Origin of the sequence: Xanthomonas sp. BRIP62411 (assembly GCF_003993525.1) — a bacterium.
In the GTDB taxonomy this organism is placed as follows: domain Bacteria; phylum Pseudomonadota; class Gammaproteobacteria; order Xanthomonadales; family Xanthomonadaceae; genus Xanthomonas; species Xanthomonas euroxanthea.
Genome location: NZ_QEZI01000014.1, coordinates 145,385 through 163,477, shown reverse-complemented (window position 1 = coordinate 163,477; position 18,093 = coordinate 145,385). Strand labels below are relative to the sequence as shown.

The following is an 18,093-nucleotide window of genomic DNA, read 5'->3' as shown; positions in this document are numbered from 1 at the left end:
AGCTGGGAGCGGCTTTCGAAACTGCTGCGCAACTGCGGTGCAGCTCGCTGCGTTTGATCAGCCACTCCTGATAAGGCCATCACTCCATCGAATCCGTTGGCCGGCCCAGCCACGGTCCTTGCCCGCCCCCTCGGGCCTTGCTCTGGCGCGGCGGCGCACACCGGCGCCGGCGCGTGTCATGCACCCAGCGGGTTACCAGCCGAAGCCGGCGCCCACACCGATGGAACTGTCGTCACCACTGAGCGCGCCGCCCACCGTCAGCGTGGCGCGCGGGCTGATCGCACGCTGGTAGCCCACCGACAACGCCGATTCGCCGTTCTGGAAACCGACGCCGGCACCGACGCGGTTCTGCGTGGCGATGCCACCGACGCTGGCGGCCACGTTCAACATCGCCGAGCTCATCGCACCCTGCCGGTCCAGGCGACGGTTCTGCCGGCGCAGACGGTCCTCGATGTCGCCCTGGTAGGTTTCGAAGCTGTCGGCCATCGCGCTGTAGCGGCTGTCGGTATAGCTGTTGGCCGCAGCGACGCCGTTGTCCAGCTGGCCCTTGTTGACCGCGTCGGTGGCACGCGTGCCGGCGGCCACATTGGCCACCTGCCGCTCGCCGCCGACGCTGCCCACCGACACCGTGTTGGCGCGATCGGCGACCGACCCCTGGCCCAGCGCGACCGCACCTTGTGCACTCGCCCTTGCGCCCTGGCCGATCGCCGTGCCGGAGGCCGCACTGACCTGCGCGCCTTCGCCCATGGCCACCGCATTGGTCGCCACCGCAGCGATCTGCGTATTGGCGCCGACCGCGGTGCTGCCGTCGGCATTGACGCGTGCATTGCTGCCGATCGCAGTGTCGTTGGGGCCATGCGCATACGCGCTGCCGCCGATCGCCGTGCCGGTCACGTGGTTGGCCACTGCCGCCGTGCCGACGGCGGTGGACGTTGCGGCCGGGGTGATGCTGCCGACCACCGCTGCGGTCGGCGTGCCCTGCACGCTGGCGCCGGTATCGGCGACAGCGTTGCTCGATGCAGTCACTGCACTGGTGGCAACAGCCGGCACCGCTGCGGTGCGCAGCGACAGCGTGCGTGCCGCAGTGCTGGCCGTTGCAGTACCGCCACGTGCGTCCAGCTCGGTGACCTTGCTGTCCAGCGCGGTCAATGCCGCACCGACGTTGTTGTAGCTGGCACCCTGGATCACGTAGGTCGGCGCGACGAACACGCCTTGCGCACCGATCGCCGCGCCACCGCCGAGGAAGCTGGCAGCGTTGCTCAACGACTGGAACAACTGGCCGCCGTTGACCGCATCGGTGCTGGCACTGGCAATCGCGCCGCTGCCGACATTGACGATGCGACGCGTGGCCGGGCCGCCGCGGCCATCGCCGCTACCGACCGACACCACGTTGGCGTCGTAGGTGCGCGAGCCCGAGCCCAGCGCTACCGAATCGGCACCGCTGGCACCGGCATTGGCACCCAGCGCCACTGCGTTGGCACCGCTCTGGCGCACGAAGGAGTTGTAGCCCAGCGCCACGCCGTTTTCGCCGATGGAATTGGTCTGCCGGCCCATCGCAGTGCTGTTCACGCCACTGGCGCTGCTGTCCACGCCCATGGCGCTGGCGCCGGTGGCCGAGGCGCGGCTGCCGGAGGCGATCGCCACGCTGCGTGCGCCGCTGGCGGTTGCGCCGGCACCTGCGGCGGTGGCGCGATCACCGGTCGCGGTGGCCACCCCTTCGCCGGTGGTCTGCACCATGCCGGTGGTGGTCTGCACATCGGCCGCCAGCGCATCCAACTGGCCCTTGTTGACCGCATCGGTCGCCGCCTGGCCGTCGCTGACATTGACGATACGACGGGTGGCCGGACCGCCGCGGCCGTTGCCGCTGCCGATCGACACCGTGTCGGCTTCGTCGCTGCGCGAGCCCGAGCCCAGCGCCACCGAATCGGCACCGGTCGCACCGGCATTGGCACCCAGGGCCACACCGTTGACCGCGCTCTGGCGCACGAACGAGTTGTAGCCCACCGACACCGCGTTCTCGCCGATCACGTTGACCTGTCGGCCGACGCCGGTGCTGTTGATGCCGGTCGCCGATGCATCCACGCCGACCACGCTGGCACCGACTGCATCGGCGCGGCTGCCGCCACCCAGGGCCAGCGTGTTGTCGGCAAGTGCCGCCGCGCTCTGACCCAGCGCGGTGGCATTGACGCCGTCGGCATAGGAATTCCAGCCGATCGCGGTGGTGTAGTCGGCCGTGGCCCAGGCACCTGCACCGAATGCGGCAGCGCCGGTGCCGGTGGCACGCGCCGGGATGAAGCCGAAGAACGTGCTGCCGCCCACCGCCACGCTTTCGTCGCCGGTGGCTTCGCTGAACTCGCCCACGGCGACCGCGCTTGCACCGGAGGCCAGCGATGCGGCACCGACCGCGGTGCTGTAGTCGCTCGAGGCCACCGCGCCGTAACCCAGCGCCGACGACAGCCGGCCGCTGGATTCGCTGTAGCCACCGAAGGCGGCGCTGCCGACATTGGAGGCGGTGCTGCGGAAACCGGCCGCCGTGGCCTGGTTGTCCGATGCCACTGCCTCGCTGCCGAGCGCGGTGGTATAGGTCGAAACCGCTTGCGCGCCGGCACCGTTTGCGGTGGCGCCGACATCGCTGGCCAGGGCATTGCTGCCGACCGCGCTGCTGTTTTCGCCGGTGGCCTGGGCATTGTTGCCCACCGCCGCCGCGCCGATGCCGCTGGCCAGTGCGCTCACGCCGACCGCCGTTGCGTTATCGACCACCGCCTGCGCGCCTGCGCCCAACGCCGTGGTGCCGGTGCCGGTGGCATTGGCGCCCTCGCCTGCAGCCAGCGCGTTGTCGCCATCCACATAGGCGCCGGCATCGCTGTCGGCGCTGCCGCTGGCCTGGAAGTACTTGCTGGTGGATTGCGCGGTTTCGGCCACGGCGTTGAGCTGGTCCAGATTCACCGCATCGGTGCCCTGCGTACCGGCGGCCACGTTGGTGATCTGACGCTCGTTACCGGCGCTGCCCACCGAGACCGCAAAATCGCGATCGGCCACCGAATCGGCGCCCAGCGCCACGCTGCTTTCGCCGGTGGATTCGGCGAAATTGCCAAGTGCGGTGCTGTTGAGGCCAGGCGCCCATGCAGCGCCGCCGAGCGCGGTGGAGAAGTCGCCGGAGGCTTCGGTCGGCAGCAGGCCGAGCAAGGCGCCACCGACCGACACGCTGTTGTAGCCGCTGGCCACGCTGCCCTGGCCGGCCGCGACGCTGTAGTCGCCGGTTGCGGTGGCATCGCCACCCACGGCCACGGTACTGGAGCCGCTGGCGGTGCTGAAATTGCCCAGCGCGGTGCTGTTGAACCCGGTCGCGCTGGAATAGCCGCCCAGGGCGGTGGAGTAGTTGGAGGTGGCCTCGGCGCCGAAGCCGAACGCCGCCGCGCTGGTGCCATCGGCCACGCTTTCTGCGCCGACCGCGGTGGCCGAATCGCCACTGGCGCTGGCGAAATAGCCCACTGCGGTGGTTTCGCTGCCATCGGCCACGCTCAGCGTGCCGGCCGCCAGCGACCCATCGCCATAGGCGCCTGCCGCCGCACCCAGCGCGGTGCTCTGCGCGCCGGCGGCTTCGCTTTCGCCACCCACGGCCACGGCATAATCACCGCTGGCCTGGCTGAAGGCGCCGCTGGCCACACTGCCGTAGCCGCTGGCGGCGGCGTTGTAGCCGGCCGCATTGGCGTACTGCGCGGTGGCGCTGGCACCGCTGCCGATGGCGACCGCGCCGATCGCGGTGGCCTGGCTGCTGGAGCCGAACGCGCTGCTGTAATCGCCATCGGCGGTGGCGTTGGACCCGGCCGCGATGGCGTCCTCGCCCTGCGCATCGGCGGTGCCGGTGCCGGTACCGGTAAACAGGCGCGCAGTTGTTTCGGCGGTCTCGCCGACCGCGTTGAGCTGGTCCAGGTTCACCGCGTCGGTGCCTTCGGTACCGGCGGCGACATTGGTGACCTGGCGCTCGCCACCGACGCTGCCCACCGACACCGTGTTGGCGCGATCGGCAACTGCGCCGGCGCCCAGCGCTACGCTGTTTTGCGCGGACGCAAGCGCGTTGCTACCGATGGCCACGCTCTGCGCGCCATCGGCCTGCGCTTCCCAGCCCAGCGCAGCGCTTTCATCGCCTACCGCGGCAGATTCGCTGCCAAGTGCAATGGCACGCGCGCCCCATCCGTTGGCGAATGCACCCATCGCCACCGAGGCGGTGTCGGCGGCGAAGGCATTGGGGCCCACTGCGGTGCTGTCGTAGCCATAGGCCGAACTCTCGATGCCGATCGCGGTGCTGCCATCGCCCCAGGCGACGCTGGCCCTGCCCAGCGCAGTGGCCGAGCCGCCGTTGGCGATGCTTTCATAGCCGATCGCTGTCGAGTAGCGTCCGTTGGAGATGCTGTTGCCGCCGACGGCGGTGCTGAAATATCCCGATGCATTGCTGTCGCCGCCGAGCGCGGTGGCGTAGTCGTCACTGGCGCTGCTGTTGAAGCCCACCGCCGTGGCATTGGCGATGCTGGCGTTGGCATTGCTGCCGACCGCCGTCGTGCCCAGCGCGGAGGCCTGGCTGCTCGCACCGAGTGCGATGCTGTCGTCGCCCGACGCATTACTGGCGCCACCCAGCGCAACGGTGCGCTCGCCGAAGGCACTGCTGTTTGCGCCGATCGCAGTGGATGCGCTACCGCCGGCGGCGGCATTGGCGCCGAAAGCGGCGCTGTCATCGCCGAACGCGACGCTTGCACCGCCCACGGCCGTACTGGTGTCGCCGAAGGCCACACTGCCCGCCCCCAGCGCAGTGGAGTCGGCGGCGTTGGCGATGCTCTCGTAACCCAGTGCGGTCGCGCCGCTGGCGGTGGCCTGGCTTGCGCCGCCCACTGCGGTGCTGGACTCGCCCGACGCGCTGCTGGTGGCGCCAAGCGCAGTGGCGTTGTCGGCGACTGCATTGCTGTTGAAACCGAGCGCGCTTGCATTCTCGCCGGTCGCGATGGCGCCGCTGCCGAGCGCGGTGCTGCCCTGCGCGGATGCCTGGCTGGTCGAACCGAATGCAGTGCTGTAGTCACCCGTTGCCGATGCGTTGGAACCGGCCGCAACGCTGTCGATGCCCTCTGCAATCGCGGTGCCATCGCCGGTGGCCACGAACGTGCGCGCGGTGGTGGAAGCAACGTCGGACACGGCGGTGAGCTGGTCGAGATTGACCGCGTCGCTGCCTTCGGTACCGGCGGCGACATTGGTGATCTGGCGCTCATCGCCTGCCGCGCCAACGGACACGGTGTTGGCGCGCGTGGCAATCGAATTGGCGCCCAACGCAACCGAGTTGGCGCCGCGTGCGGTGCTGTAGTAACCCAGCGCCGTGCTCAGCTCGCCGCTGGCCCAGGATTCCGGGCCGACTGCCGTGGCGCCTTCGCCGGGTGCATAGGCGAAGTAACCCACGGCGGTGGCTTCGGTGCCGGAGGCTTCACTGAGCACGCCGACGGCGGTGGTGTAGGTACCCGATGCGATCGCCCCGGCGCCGAGCGCGGTGGACGCATCGCCGCTGGCCTGGGTCTGCACGAAGAAGCCCAGACCCGGGACGTAATCGACCGGACCACCGACTGCGGTGCTGCTGGTGCCGCTGGCGCTGGTCTGCGTGCCTACGGCGGTGGCGTAATCGCCTGCCGCATTGGCAACCGCACCGAACGCGGACGACTGCGCACCGGCCGCATACGCGCCGACGCCGAACGACGAGGCCGCGAAGCCATCGGCATTGGCGCTGGCGCCGACCGCGGTTCCGCCGACGCCGGCACTGGTGGCACCGGTGGTGACCGGTACGCCGCCGTTGGTGACCAACGGCTCGCCGTCTTCGTCTACTGCAGCGCCGCCGACGGCCACGCTGCCGGGGCCGTTGGCCTGCGCGTTATGGCCGAATGCCGCGCTGTTCTGCCCGGAGGCGAGCGCATTGGCACCGACCGCGGTGGCATTGTCGGCCACCGCATTGGCACCGGTTCCCAGCGCAGTGGTCGCCGTGCCCGTGGCATTGGCGGCATCGCCGGCAGCCAGCGCGCTGTCGCCATCGACATAGGCGCCGACGCTGTCTTCGCCCGGGGTCGCCTTGAAGAACGTGGCGGTGTCTTCGGCCACGTCGGCCACGTCGCGCAACTGCGCCACGTTGACCGCGTCGGTGGCGTTGACGCCGGCGCTGACGTTGGTGATGCGGCGCGTGGCCGGGCCACCGCGGCCATTGCCGCTGCCGACCGACACCACATCGTCCTCGTGGGTGCGCGAGCCTGCGCCCAGCGCCACCGAGTTGGCACCGGTCACGCCGGCGTTGGCGCCCAGCGCCACGCCGTTTTCGCCGCTCTGGCGCACGAAGCTGTTGTAGCCGATGGCCACCGCGTTCTCGCCGATCGCATTGGTCTGGCGGCCGATCGCGCTGCTGTTGACGCCGCTGGCGCTGCTGTCGGCACCGGTGGCGAGCGCGCCGGTCGCGCTGGCGCGACTCCCGGCGCCGATGGCGGTGGCGTTGGCGGCAGGTGCCGACGCACCGCGACCGACTTCGACCGATTGCGCCACTGCGGAAAGGGGGATGGCGATGCCGGCGCTACCCAGCGCCAGGGCGATCGCGGCAACCAGGCAACGGCTCTGGCGGCGGTCGATGAATGCGGCGGTGCTCACTGCGCCCGGGCTGTCGCCGCTGGCCAACTCCGATGCCACGGCCCACACGCCTAACGATTTGTTCCAGACCTTGCGATAAATCCGATTCATCGACGCCCTGCTCCTGAATGTTGGGACTGGTTTTTTTGACAAACACCCACCGTCGCGAAGCCGTCAGCCACTGCGATCCCCGTGGTGATTGGTGCCATGGGCCAACTGGCGGTGCGCGGAAAGCGGCACCCTGGATAGTCAAAAAGTGAACGCTACCCAACCATAGAACTGAGCGAAGTGTTAACAGCGGTCAAATCGGGCGTCAAGTTTTTGACAGAAAGCGAAGCTAAGCGTGCTTTCTGTCACACTTCGGCTTGCGTTTATTAGTTTTTTGATAATTCTTTGGAAAACAGCGATCTAGATCATGTCCCGCGAGACATTTGAAAGCTGAATACGGATGTCTGCAGCAGACAAAAAAGCCCGCTGGCAGGACGCCAGCAGGCTTGGTTGCGCAAAACCGCGCGCGAAACAGGTCAGGAACCGCGCCAGCGCGTCCCGCGCCGACGCTTCAGGCCACGACGCCTCGCAATGAGGCCGCTCTCATCCGCATCATCGCGCCAAGAAACCGGCGGCAGCGCCCTCTGGGGCCACCGCGTGTCGGATCACTGGCGCGCCAACAGGCTCACCCCATCGAAGCTGCTGCCATCGAGCCGGATGAAATAGGTTCCGGCACGCGGTGCAGTGAAGCGCACCGTCTGGCTGGTCCCGCTGCGGCTGGACATGCCGTCGTTGTCGGTTGCGGTCGGCGCGCGGCCCATGGCGACATACAGCGCCACCTGCCCGCTGCCGCCGAAGCTGACGACGCTCAGCACCGCACCCGCATTCGCTTCGAAGGCGAAGACGCCGGCATCGCCGGCCACATTTGACAGACCGCGCTCGGGCACGCTGTTGCGCAGCGTCTGCGCGTCCAGCTGGCAGCCCAGGTCGCCGCTGTCGCAACGGCGCAGTGCCCGATCGATGGCCGCGCCGGCATCCACGATGCCGCTACCGGCCGGCGTGCTCAACGGCAACTGCACGGGGAACGCGCGCGCACTGCGCTTGAGCAGGCGCTCCAGTGCCGCGGGTGTCAGCGGCGGCTTGCCGTCGGCGATCAGGGCGCTCTGCACCAGCGCGGCCGTCCCCGCCACATGCGGCGCGGCCATCGAGGTTCCGGCAAAGCCAGGCCCGAGATAGGCGAATTGGCCGGACGTGGGCGTGGTCTTGCCGGTGTAACCGGTCTGCCAGATCCAGCTGCCGATCGGGCCGTCGTACAAGGTGTCGGTTTCCAGATCGCGCGCGCCGCCGCCGGGCGCAGCCAGATCGATCAAGCTGCCGAAATTGCTGTAGTACGCCAACCCGCCGGTCAGGCGGGTGGCCGCCACCGATACCACATTGGCGCAGTTGGCCGGCACGGCACTGGACACGTCCGCGCCATCGTTGCCGGCCGCCACCACCACGGTGGTGCCACGCGACACCGCAGCGTTGATCGCCGCCTGCGTGACCGAATCGCAGGGGCCAACGCCGCCCAGGCTCATGTTGATGATTTCCGCCGGGTTGCGATTGTCCGGCACGCCATCCACATGGCCGCCCGACGCCCACACGATGGCATCGGTGATGTCCGAGGACGAACCGCCGCAATGACCCAGCACGCGTACCGGCAGCACCTTGGCCTTGTAGGCCACACCGGCACCGCCAATGCCGTTGCCGGTGGCTTCGGCAATCGTGCCGGCCACATGCGTGCCGTGCCAGGAACTGTCGCGGGCCGCTGAAAAAATGCCGCATTCGCCGTCCGTTGCTTCCCAATCCCCGTAATCCAGCGCGCCCGGCGCACGCGCGTCGGTGGCGCGTCGCGACCTGTCGGCGTTGGTGATGAAGTCGTAGCCCTGCAGCAGGTTGCCGGCCAGATCCGGGTGCCCCGGCAAGATGCCGGTATCGATCACCGCCACGACCACGCCTTCGCCCTGGGCGGTGGCCCAGGCCGCCGGCGCATCGATGCCGCCAACCGGATCGGTGAGATGCCATTGATTGCCCGCCAGCAGCGGGTCGTCGGGCAGGCTGCCACCGCTGTTCTGCAACGGATACATGCGCGTGTCGATCTGCGCGTACTCCACTGCAGGATCGGCCTGCAGTTCGCGCACCAGGCGGTCGGCGTCACTGCGGCTGAGCTGTGCGGGCAACCTGATCAACTCACTGCCCACCGCCAGCGTACGCACATGCGTCGGCGCGGTTTGCGTGCCGCTGCGCGCGGCCGGCACCAGGCGCACTGCCGCGCGCGATGCCGCCGCGGCGATCGTGGCTACCGACGCAGTGCCGGCGCTGCGCGCGCTCACCCGGCCACTGCGATAGTTGACGATGATGCTGTCGACCGGGGCGTCGCGCATGGCCTGCTGACGTTGCGCAGTGCGTACGCCGGAATCCGGCGTGGCCGCGGTGGCGATGCCGCTGGCGAGCGACAGGACGGCACTGCAGGCGATGGCGAGCGTTCGGGAACGATGGGTCTGAATCACGATGACGTCCTCTTCAAGATGAAATGCAAAGCAAATGAGTGAGCACGCAGCGGCCATACGCGCGCCGCTGCAACGGCAAGGCCTGCGTTACCAGCCGAAGCCGGCGCCCAGGCCGATCGACCTGTCGTCACCACTGAGCGCGCCGCCCACCGTCAGCGTGGCGCGCGGGCTGATCGCACGCTGGTAGCCCACCGACAACGCCGATTCGCCGTTCTGGAAACCGACGCCGGCACCGACGCGGTTCTGCGTGGCGATGCCACCGACGCTGGCGGCCATGTTCAACATCGCCGAGCTCATCGCACCCTGCCGGTCCAGGCGACGGTTCTGCCGGCGCAGACGGTCCTCGATGTCGCCCTGGTAGGTCTCGAAGCTGTCGGCCATCGCGCTGTAGCGGCTGTCGGTATAGCTGTTGGCCGCGGCGACGCCGTTGTCCAGCTGGCCCTTGTTGACCGCGTCGGTGGCACGCGTGCCGGCGGCCACATTGGCCACCTGCCGCTCGCCGCCGACGCTGCCCACCGACACCGTGTTGGCGCGATCGGCCACCGATCCCTGACCCAGGGCCACCGCACCTTGTGCGCTTGCCCGTGCACCCTGTCCGATCGCGCTGCCGGAGGCCGCGCTGACCTGCGCGCCTTCGCCCATGGCCACCGCATTGGTCGCCACCGCGGCAATCTGCGTATTGGCGCCGACCGCGGTGCTGCCGTCGGCATTGACGCGCGCATTGCTGCCGATCGCAGTGTCGTTGGGGCCATGCGCATACGCGCTGCCGCCGATCGCCGTGCCGGTCACGTGGTTGGCCACTGCCGCCGTGCCGACGGCGGTGGACGTTGCGGCCGGGGTGATGCTGCCGACCACCGCCGCAGTCGGCCTGCCCTGCACCGCGTTGCCTGCATCCAGCGCGCTCGCCGTTGCAGCAACCGACGACGCCGAACTTTCTGGCATGCCGTCGGTGGCCAGCGCTGTCGCCTGCAGGCCATCGCCTGTCGCATCCGCCGCGGTGGCGACAGTCGAGGCGTCCGCAACTGGTGAAGGCGCCGTTGCCACACGCGCAGCGCTTGAACGTGCGGCAGTGCCGGGGGTGGCCGCTCCACCTCGCGCATCCAGCTCGCTGACCTTGCTGTCCAGCGCAGTCAGCGCCTCGCCCACATTGCGGTAACTGCTGCCCTGGATCACGTAGGTCGGTGCCACGAACACCCCTTGCGCACCGATCGCCGCGCCACCGCCGAGGAAGCTGGCAGCGTTGCTCAACGACTGGAACAACTGGCCGCCGTTGACTGCATCGGTGCTGGCACTGGCAATCGCGCCGCTGCCGACATTGACGATGCGACGCGTGGCCGGCCCGCCGCGGCCATTGCCGTTGCCCACCGACACCACGTTGGCCTCGTAGCTGCGCGAGCCCGCGCCCAGCGCCACCGAATCGGCACCACTGGCACCGGCATCGGCACCGAGTGCGACGGCGTTACTGCCCCCTTGCCGAGTAAAGGCGTTGTAGCCCATCGCCAGACTGTTGTTGCCCAGCGCATTGGATTGCACGCCCAGTGCCATCGCCGCGCTGCCCGCTTCACCGACGAATACGCCGACGCTGGCATTGCGCCCGATCGCGATCGCGTCGGGCGCATCCGCCCTGGCGTTGGTTCCCAGGGCGATATTGTCGCCATGGAGGATCGACGTATTGGCGCCGCTGCCGATCGCAATGCTCCTGCTGGAGGTGGCGCGCGCGTCGTAGCCGATGCTGATCCCCTCAACGCCCTCGGCAGATGCCAGCGCCCCCAGCGCCACCGTGCGCGGCGCGAACGAGGCCGCACTATGGCCGATCGCCACCGCATCGGCATTGCTGTCGTTGGAGAACACATTGGCGTTGTAGCCCAGCGCAACGGCGTAATCGCCGTCGCTTCGCGCGCCGGCGCCGATGGCAACGCCACCGACCCGGAAGGCACCTGCCGACCTGAGTGTGGAGCTGATCAGCGACATGCCGCCGAGCGTCACGCTGCGCTCGCCAGCGGCAACCGCCAGACTGCCCACGGCCACACTGCCTTCGCCAAGACTGGAGGCGTTGAAGCCCACCGCCGTGGTCATGCTCGCGTTGGCCAGCGCACCGAAGCCGAAGGCCGACGCCGCCGCACTGCGGGCGCTCGAAAAGGCGCCCACCGCAGTGGCCACATCATCCTGCGCACGGGCGCTGAATCCGGCCGCCATCGATTGCTCGCCACTGGCCGCGGCCCCCGTGCCGACCGCAGTGGCGAAGCTGCGCTGGGCAATGGCCGCGCTGCCCAGCGCCACCGCGCCGCGCGCCTGGGCCGAGGCACCCTGTTCCTGCGCGCCGACGATCGAGCCCGCCGCGTCGAACACCGGCACGGACGCCACGCCGCCCACTGCAACGGCCGAGGCATCGGCCGCGCTGGCGTTGCGGCCAACGGCCACGGTATCGCGCCCCAGCGCCAGGCTGCCCGAGCCCAGCGCATTGGCGCCATCGCCGATGGCGTTGCTGGCGCTCCCCAAGGCCAGCGCATTGAGTCCGTCGACATGGGCAGCGGCTTCGTCCGTATCGGTCTTGCCAATGGCCAGCGTGCTGTCGAGCCGATTGGTGATCGCACGCACGCTGTCGAGTTGGGCCACATTGACCGCATCGTTGGCTTCGGTGCCTGCCGCCACGCTGGTGATCTGCCGCGTCAGCCCGGCCTGCACATCGCCCACCGACACCGTGTTGCTGCGGTACGCGTAGGAATGTGCGCCCAGTGCGACGGCACTGGATGCCGAACGATTCCAGGCATCGTCGACAAAATCGCCCACGCGCGCGCCATAGCCGATCGCCAGCGCATCGATGCCATTGGTCTGGGAATCTGCACCGATCGCGGTGTTGTTGCCGTTGAACCACGAGGTGGCGGCGCGCGCGCCCAAGGCGATACTGTTTTCCAGGTAGGCCGTGCTGTCGTGACCGATCGCGATGCCGCCATCGCCCATCGTCAATGCAAAACCACCCAGCGATACCGTGCGTGGCGCGAACGAACCGGCGCTGTGGCCGATCGCCACGGAATCGGTATTGCCAGGCCGATTCGGAAAGATGTTGGAATCGTAGCCAATGGCAATCGCATAGTCGGACTGGCTCTGCGCACCTGCGCCGAGCGCGATGCCGCCTGTTCCGGTGGCGGCGGTGATCGAGCCGAAGTTGCTGATGCCACCCACCACCACACTTTGCACCCCGCTGGCCAGTGCGGTATCGCCCACTGCAATACTGCTACTGCCTTCGCTGCGCGCCCGGTAACCGAAGGCGGTGGACGTATCTCCGCTGGCACGCGAACTGTAGCCGCCGGCGGTGGACAGAAAACCACTGGCCGTGGACAGACCGCCCACCGCGGTGGCGCCGTCGTTGCCGGTCTGCGCGCGATACCCCACCGCCGTGCCCTGCACGCCGATGGCGCTGGCGCCGCTGCCCAGGGCGCTGGAAAACGGATCGCCGGCCAGTGCACCACCGCCGATGGCCGTCGCCCCCACCCCGGACGCTTGCGTGGCCTGTTCGCGTTGCCCGATGACAAAACCGAATGCGTCGTAGTCGTAGACCGTTGCCACGCCGCCAATGGCGGTTGCCGATTCCCCGGCGGCCGACACGTTGTGCCCGATCGCGGTGGCGTCGCGCTCCAGCGCCAGGCTTCCGCCACCGAACGCACTGGTGCCATCGCCCAGCGCATTGCTTGCATTGCCCAGTGCCAACGCATCCTGCCCATCCGCAAACCCCGGTGCATCGGTATCGGCCGCAGGCGTTGCGGTCACCTGCGCGCTCGCGGTTGCAGGCACTACGTCGTTGCGGGTCGCCGCATCGGTGTCGCAACGTTGCCGGCCCTCGACCACCGTGCAATGCGCAAGCGCATCGGCATGCGTGGTGGCCTGGGCAGCTGCGGCCACGCCGGCAAGTGCCAGCAGCATCGCTACCGCCAGCCTGCCGCGCGCGTGCACCGGCGATCGATTCAACCGCTGATTCCCCACATCGCAGGCAAGCCTGCCCGTTCGGCAATGGGCATGCTGCCCACCGCCGGCATCCAAGTACATTGGTTTCATCGACGACTTACTCCCCATTGGTCTGGTGTAAAAACCGACCACCGCGCGATTGCATCGCACGGTCCCCCTGAGGTTTATATAAAATGCACTCGCACTGCGTCTGCGCCGGAGATTACCCGCGCAAAAGAACCCACGAATCGCGACATAAAGTGCTGCAGAAACGCCATGAATCAATGATTCAAAACGTGGTCTGAATCTATTGAAAAACCAAAGATTCAATTGGGATTGACATCACACAAGCAGCATCACCATATACCGCGAGTAAATAACTAGTAGTTTTTATAGTGACGTAAAGCAAACCATGTCCCGGCGTTGATTACTTACTTTCTTGCAGGACCAGAAACGACAACGGCCGTGTGCATCGCTGCACACGGCCGTCCAATGGCACCGTTGGTACGGCGCTTCAGCTCATGCCGTACCGCGCCACATCATCAACCGCACCAGACCCGCGCATTGCGGAACATGCGCAGCCACGGCGAGTCCTCACCCCAGTCGGCCGGGTGCCAGCTCAGGTTTGCCGTGCGCGGGGTGCGCTCCGGATGCGGCATCAGAATGGTGGCGCGACCGTCGGTGCTGGTCAGCCCGGTGATGCCGTCCGGCGAGCCGTTCGGATTGAGCGGGTACTGCGAGGCCACCGCGCCATCGCCATCAATGAAGCGCAGGGCCACACGTGCAGCGGCCTGATCCACCACGGTGTCGAACTCGGCGCGGCCTTCGCCATGCGCCACCGCCACCGGAATCCGCGAGCCGGCCATGCCGCGCAGGAAGATCGACGGCGACTCCACCACTTCCAGCAAGGCGGTGCGCGCTTCGAACTGCTCGCTGCGATTGCGCAGGAACCGCGGCCAATGCTCGGCACCGGGAATGATGTCCTTGAGCTGGCTGAGCATCTGGCAGCCGTTGCACACACCCAGCGCGAAGGTGTCGCTGCGTGCGAAGAACGCGGCGAACGCATCGCGCAAGGCCGACCGTTCCAGGATCGAGGTGGCCCAACCGCGGCCGGCACCCAGCACGTCGCCGTAGCTGAAGCCGCCGCAGGCGGCAAACCCGGAGAACTGCGCCAGATCCACCCGGCCTTCGATCAGGTCGCTCATGTGCACGTCGAACGCACGGAAACCGGCGCGCTCGAAGTTGTAGGCCATCTCGATCTGCCCGTTGACGCCCTGCTCGCGCAGGATCGCCACCTTGGGCCGCGCACCGGTCGCCACGAAGGGCGCGGCCACGTCTTCGGACGGATCGAACACCAGCTTCGGACGCAATCCCGGCGCCTGGAAGTCGCGCGCCTGCGCGCGCTCTTCGTCGGCGGTTTCCGGGTTGTCGCGCAACTTCTGCATGGCGTGGCTCACCGACCACCAGGCATCGAACAAGGCTTCCCAACGCCACTCGGCCAGCACGCGGCCCTGCCCGCTCACGCGGATGCGCGGCGCGCCGGTGGGACGTGCGATGCGCTGCGCGCATTCGGTCAAGGCATGCCGCTCGACCAGATCGGCGAACGCGGCGCGATCCTCGTTGGCGATCTGCACCACCGCGCCCAGTTCTTCGTTGAACAGGCTGCGGAACGCGTCGTCGCCCCAGGCATCGAGTGTGATATCCAGGCCCTGGCGCGAGGCGAACGCCATTTCGCACAGTGCCGCAAACGCACCGCCATCGCTGCGGTCGTGGTACGCCAGCAACAGGCCGCTCTCGCGCGCGGCGCGGATCAGTTCAAAGAAACTGCGCAGGCGCTGCGCATCGTCCAGATCCGGCACCTCGCCGCCGAATGCCGGCAGCGCGGCATCGTCGGCATACACCTGCGCCAGCACCGAGCCACCCAGACGCTGCTTGCCGCCGCCCAACCCGATCAACCACAGCTCGCTCTCTTCGTCGCTACGCAACAGCGGCGTCAATTGCGTGCGCACATCGGCGACAGGTGCGAACGCACTGATGATCAGCGAGACGGGTGAAACGCTCTTGTGCGTTTCGCCGGGAATGGGGAGTAGGGAATCGGGAATGGTGGAAGCGGCGGGCTGCGGCGTTTCGCCATTCCCGATTCCCGATTCCCCATTCTCGACAACCCACTGCGCCTGCATCGACAGCGAGTCCTTGCCCACCGGCACGCTCAATTCGAGTGCAGGGCACAGCTCCATGCCGATCGCACGCACGGCGTCGTACAGCAAGGCGTCTTCGCCGGCATGACCGGCCGCGGCCATCCAGTTGGCCGAGAGCTTGATGCTGTCCAGCGTCTGCACCGGCGCGGCGCACAGGTTGGTGATCGCCTCGCCCACCGCCATGCGTGCCGACGCGGCGGCGTTCAACAACGCCAGCGGGGTGCGCTCGCCGATCGACATCGCCTCGCCGGCGAAGGTATCGAAGCCGGCCAGGGTGATCGCGCAATCGGCCAGCGGCAGCTGCCACGGCCCGATCATCTGCTCGCGCGCGGTCAGGCCGCCCACGCTGCGGTCGCCGATGGTGACCAGAAAGCTCTTGGACGCCACCGTGGGATGCGCCAGCACGCGCAGGCCAGCCTGCTGCAGATCCAGCACGGCGGTCTGCAGCACCGGCCATTGCGGCGCCGGCGGATGCACCGCATCGCGATGCATCTTCGGCGCCTTGCCGAAGAGGACGTCCATCGGCAAATCGATCGGCAGCGAGGAATCGGGAGTGGGGAATGGGGAATGGTGAGAAGCGGCATCGGCAACCGGCAGTGCGCCGTTACCATTCCCGATTCCCGACTCCCCATTCCCGGCGTCGAAGACGCCATAGCCGACCACCAGCCGCTCCTCGGCCGTGGCCACGCCGACGGCGGCAAACGGGCAGCGCTCGCGCGCGCAGATCGCGGCGAATTCGTCCAGGCGCGCCTGCGGTACGCCCAGCACGTAGCGCTCTTGCGATTCGTTGCACCACAGTTCCAGCGGCGACAGCGAGGGGTCGTCGGTGAGCACGCGGCCCAGGTCGATGATGCCGCCCACGCCCGAATCGTGCAGCAACTCGGGAATGGCGTTGGACAGGCCGCCCGCGCCCACGTCATGGAACCAGCGGATCGGGTTGTCGGTGCCCAGCGCCACGCAGCGGTCGATGACCTCCTGGCAGCGGCGCTCCATCTCCGGGTTCTCGCGCTGCACGCTGGCGAAATCCAGTGCCTCGGCGCTGTCGCCGGCGGCCACCGAACTGGCCGCACCGCCGCCCAGGCCGATCAGCATCGCCGGGCCGCCCAGCACGATCACCGCATCGCCGGGCTGCAGGCGCAGCTTCTCGACCTGGTTGCGATCGATCGCGCCCAGGCCACCGGCCAGCATGATCGGCTTGTCGTAGGCACGGGTCAGGCCCTGCCCTTCGGCAAGCTCGAAGCTGCGGAAATAGCCGAGCAGGTTCGGCCGGCCGAATTCGTTGTTGAACGCGGCGCCGCCGAGCGGGCCGTCGAGCATGATGTCCAGCGCCGGGGCCATGCGCGGGTTCAGCGCGCGCGGCGCCTCCCACGGCTGCGGCAGGGTCGGGATGCGCAGGTGCGAGACCGTGAACCCGGTCAGGCCGGCCTTGGGCTTGCCGCCGCGGCCGGTGGCGCCCTCGTCGCGGATCTCGCCGCCGGCACCGGTGGCGGCACCGGGAAACGGCGCGATCGCGGTGGGGTGGTTATGCGTTTCCACCTTGATCGCAAACGCCGACGGCAGCACCGCCTCGGCGCGGTACTCGCCGCTGGCCGGATCCGGGCGATAGCGCGCGGCCGGCACGCCTTCCACCACCGCGGCGTTGTCGCTGTAGGCCGACAGGGTGTGCTGCGGGGTCTGCTGGTGGGTGTGCTTGATCATGCGGAACAGCGAGCGTTCCTGCGGCTTGCCGTCGATGGTCCAGCTGGCGTTGAAGATCTTGTGCCGGCAGTGCTCGGAGTTGGCCTGGGCGAACATCATCAGCTCGACATCGGCCGGGTCGCGGCCCAGCTCGGCGAAGCGTTCGCGCAGGTAGTCGATCTCGTCCTGCGCCAGGGCCAGGCCCAGGTCGCGGTTGGCCTGCTCCAGCGCCGCCAGCGGCACGCGCTGCAACTGCCCGCGATCGGGCACGTTGAACAGCGCCTCGGCGGCCGCGGCCGAGCCAAGCAGCGACTGCGTCATCGGGTCGTGCAGCAGCTTGGCCACGGCGGCCTGCGTCGCGTCGTCGGCCGGCCAGCCGGCCAGATCGATGCGGGTGCCGCGCTCCACGCGCTGGATCGGCTGCCCGGCCCCGCGCACCAGTTCGGTGGCCTTGCTCGACCATGGCGACAGCGTGCCCAGGCGCGGCACCACGTAACGCGAGGAAGCCTCCTCGGCCCGCGGCGCGGGGGCGGCTTCGGCCTGCAGGATCCGCTGCAAGGTGGCCTGGTCGGGCGCTTGCCCGGCCTCGGCGCGGATGAAGTACACGTGCCAGGCGCCGGTGATGCGCAGCGCGGGAACGAGGGTTTGCAGGCGGGTTTCGAGCCGAGCGCGGCGGAACGGCGAAAGGGCGGAAGCGCCCTCGAGGACCATCATGTCCGGGGAACCGTGTCAGAAACGGGGCTGCAGATTGTAACGGAGCTGATGCGTCGGCGCCGGACCCGGGATGTGGCGGCCAGCGATCTGTGCGGTGGTGACTCGCATCGCCCGGCGCGGATTCGGCACGTTCCGGCCAGATGCGGCAGCGGCAGCGGCGGATGGCGATGCCGACCCGGTTTCGCGCGCACACCTGCCTTGGGCCGGATCTGCGCGCGGGGCCGACCTCCGCAGCGCTGGCCGCCACGCCGGTCCATCGCCGCTCTCACCCGACAAACCGTGCTGCCAGCCCAAACCCCGCTGCCAGCCGGTCCTGAAACGCAACAGGCCGGAATGCATGCGCATCCCGGCCTGTTGATCGATCACGCCGACCGTCGCGGCGG

At 68.8% G+C, this 18,093-nt stretch carries 4 protein-coding genes; all 4 read right to left on the bottom strand.

Going from position 1 to position 18,093, the window contains the following annotated elements:
* Window positions 1-192: 192 nt before the first annotated feature.
* A complete protein-coding gene (locus EO139_RS12750; protein WP_126970923.1) occupies window positions 193-6,753 on the bottom strand; it encodes an ESPR-type extended signal peptide-containing protein in 6,561 nt (2,186 codons plus the stop codon).
* A gap of 542 nt (window positions 6,754-7,295) precedes the next feature.
* A complete protein-coding gene (locus EO139_RS12745) occupies window positions 7,296-9,179 on the bottom strand; it encodes a S8 family peptidase (protein WP_126970921.1) in 1,884 nt (627 codons plus the stop codon).
* Window positions 9,180-9,266: 87 nt separating this feature from the next.
* Complete coding sequence (locus EO139_RS12740) at window positions 9,267-13,100, bottom strand: YadA-like family protein (protein ID WP_241235957.1); 3,834 nt, start codon at window positions 13,098-13,100, stop codon at window positions 9,267-9,269.
* A gap of 563 nt (window positions 13,101-13,663) precedes the next feature.
* Window positions 13,664-17,710, bottom strand: a complete 4,047-nt coding sequence (gene purL, locus EO139_RS12735) for a phosphoribosylformylglycinamidine synthase (RefSeq protein WP_126970917.1) — start codon at window positions 17,708-17,710, stop codon at window positions 13,664-13,666.
* Window positions 17,711-18,093: the final 383 nt, after the last annotated feature.

What these genes read in the sequence shown, in the direction of transcription:
- EO139_RS12750 (WP_126970923.1), bottom strand. Translation starts at nt 6,753, where the DNA reads ATGAATCGGATTTATCGCAAGGTCTGGAACAAATCGTTAGGCGTGTGG.
- purL (WP_126970917.1), bottom strand. Translation starts at nt 17,710, where the DNA reads ATGATGGTCCTCGAGGGCGCTTCCGCCCTTTCGCCGTTCCGCCGCGCT.
- EO139_RS12740 (WP_241235957.1), bottom strand. Translation starts at nt 13,100, where the DNA reads ATGCTGCTGGCACTTGCCGGCGTGGCCGCAGCTGCCCAGGCCACCACG.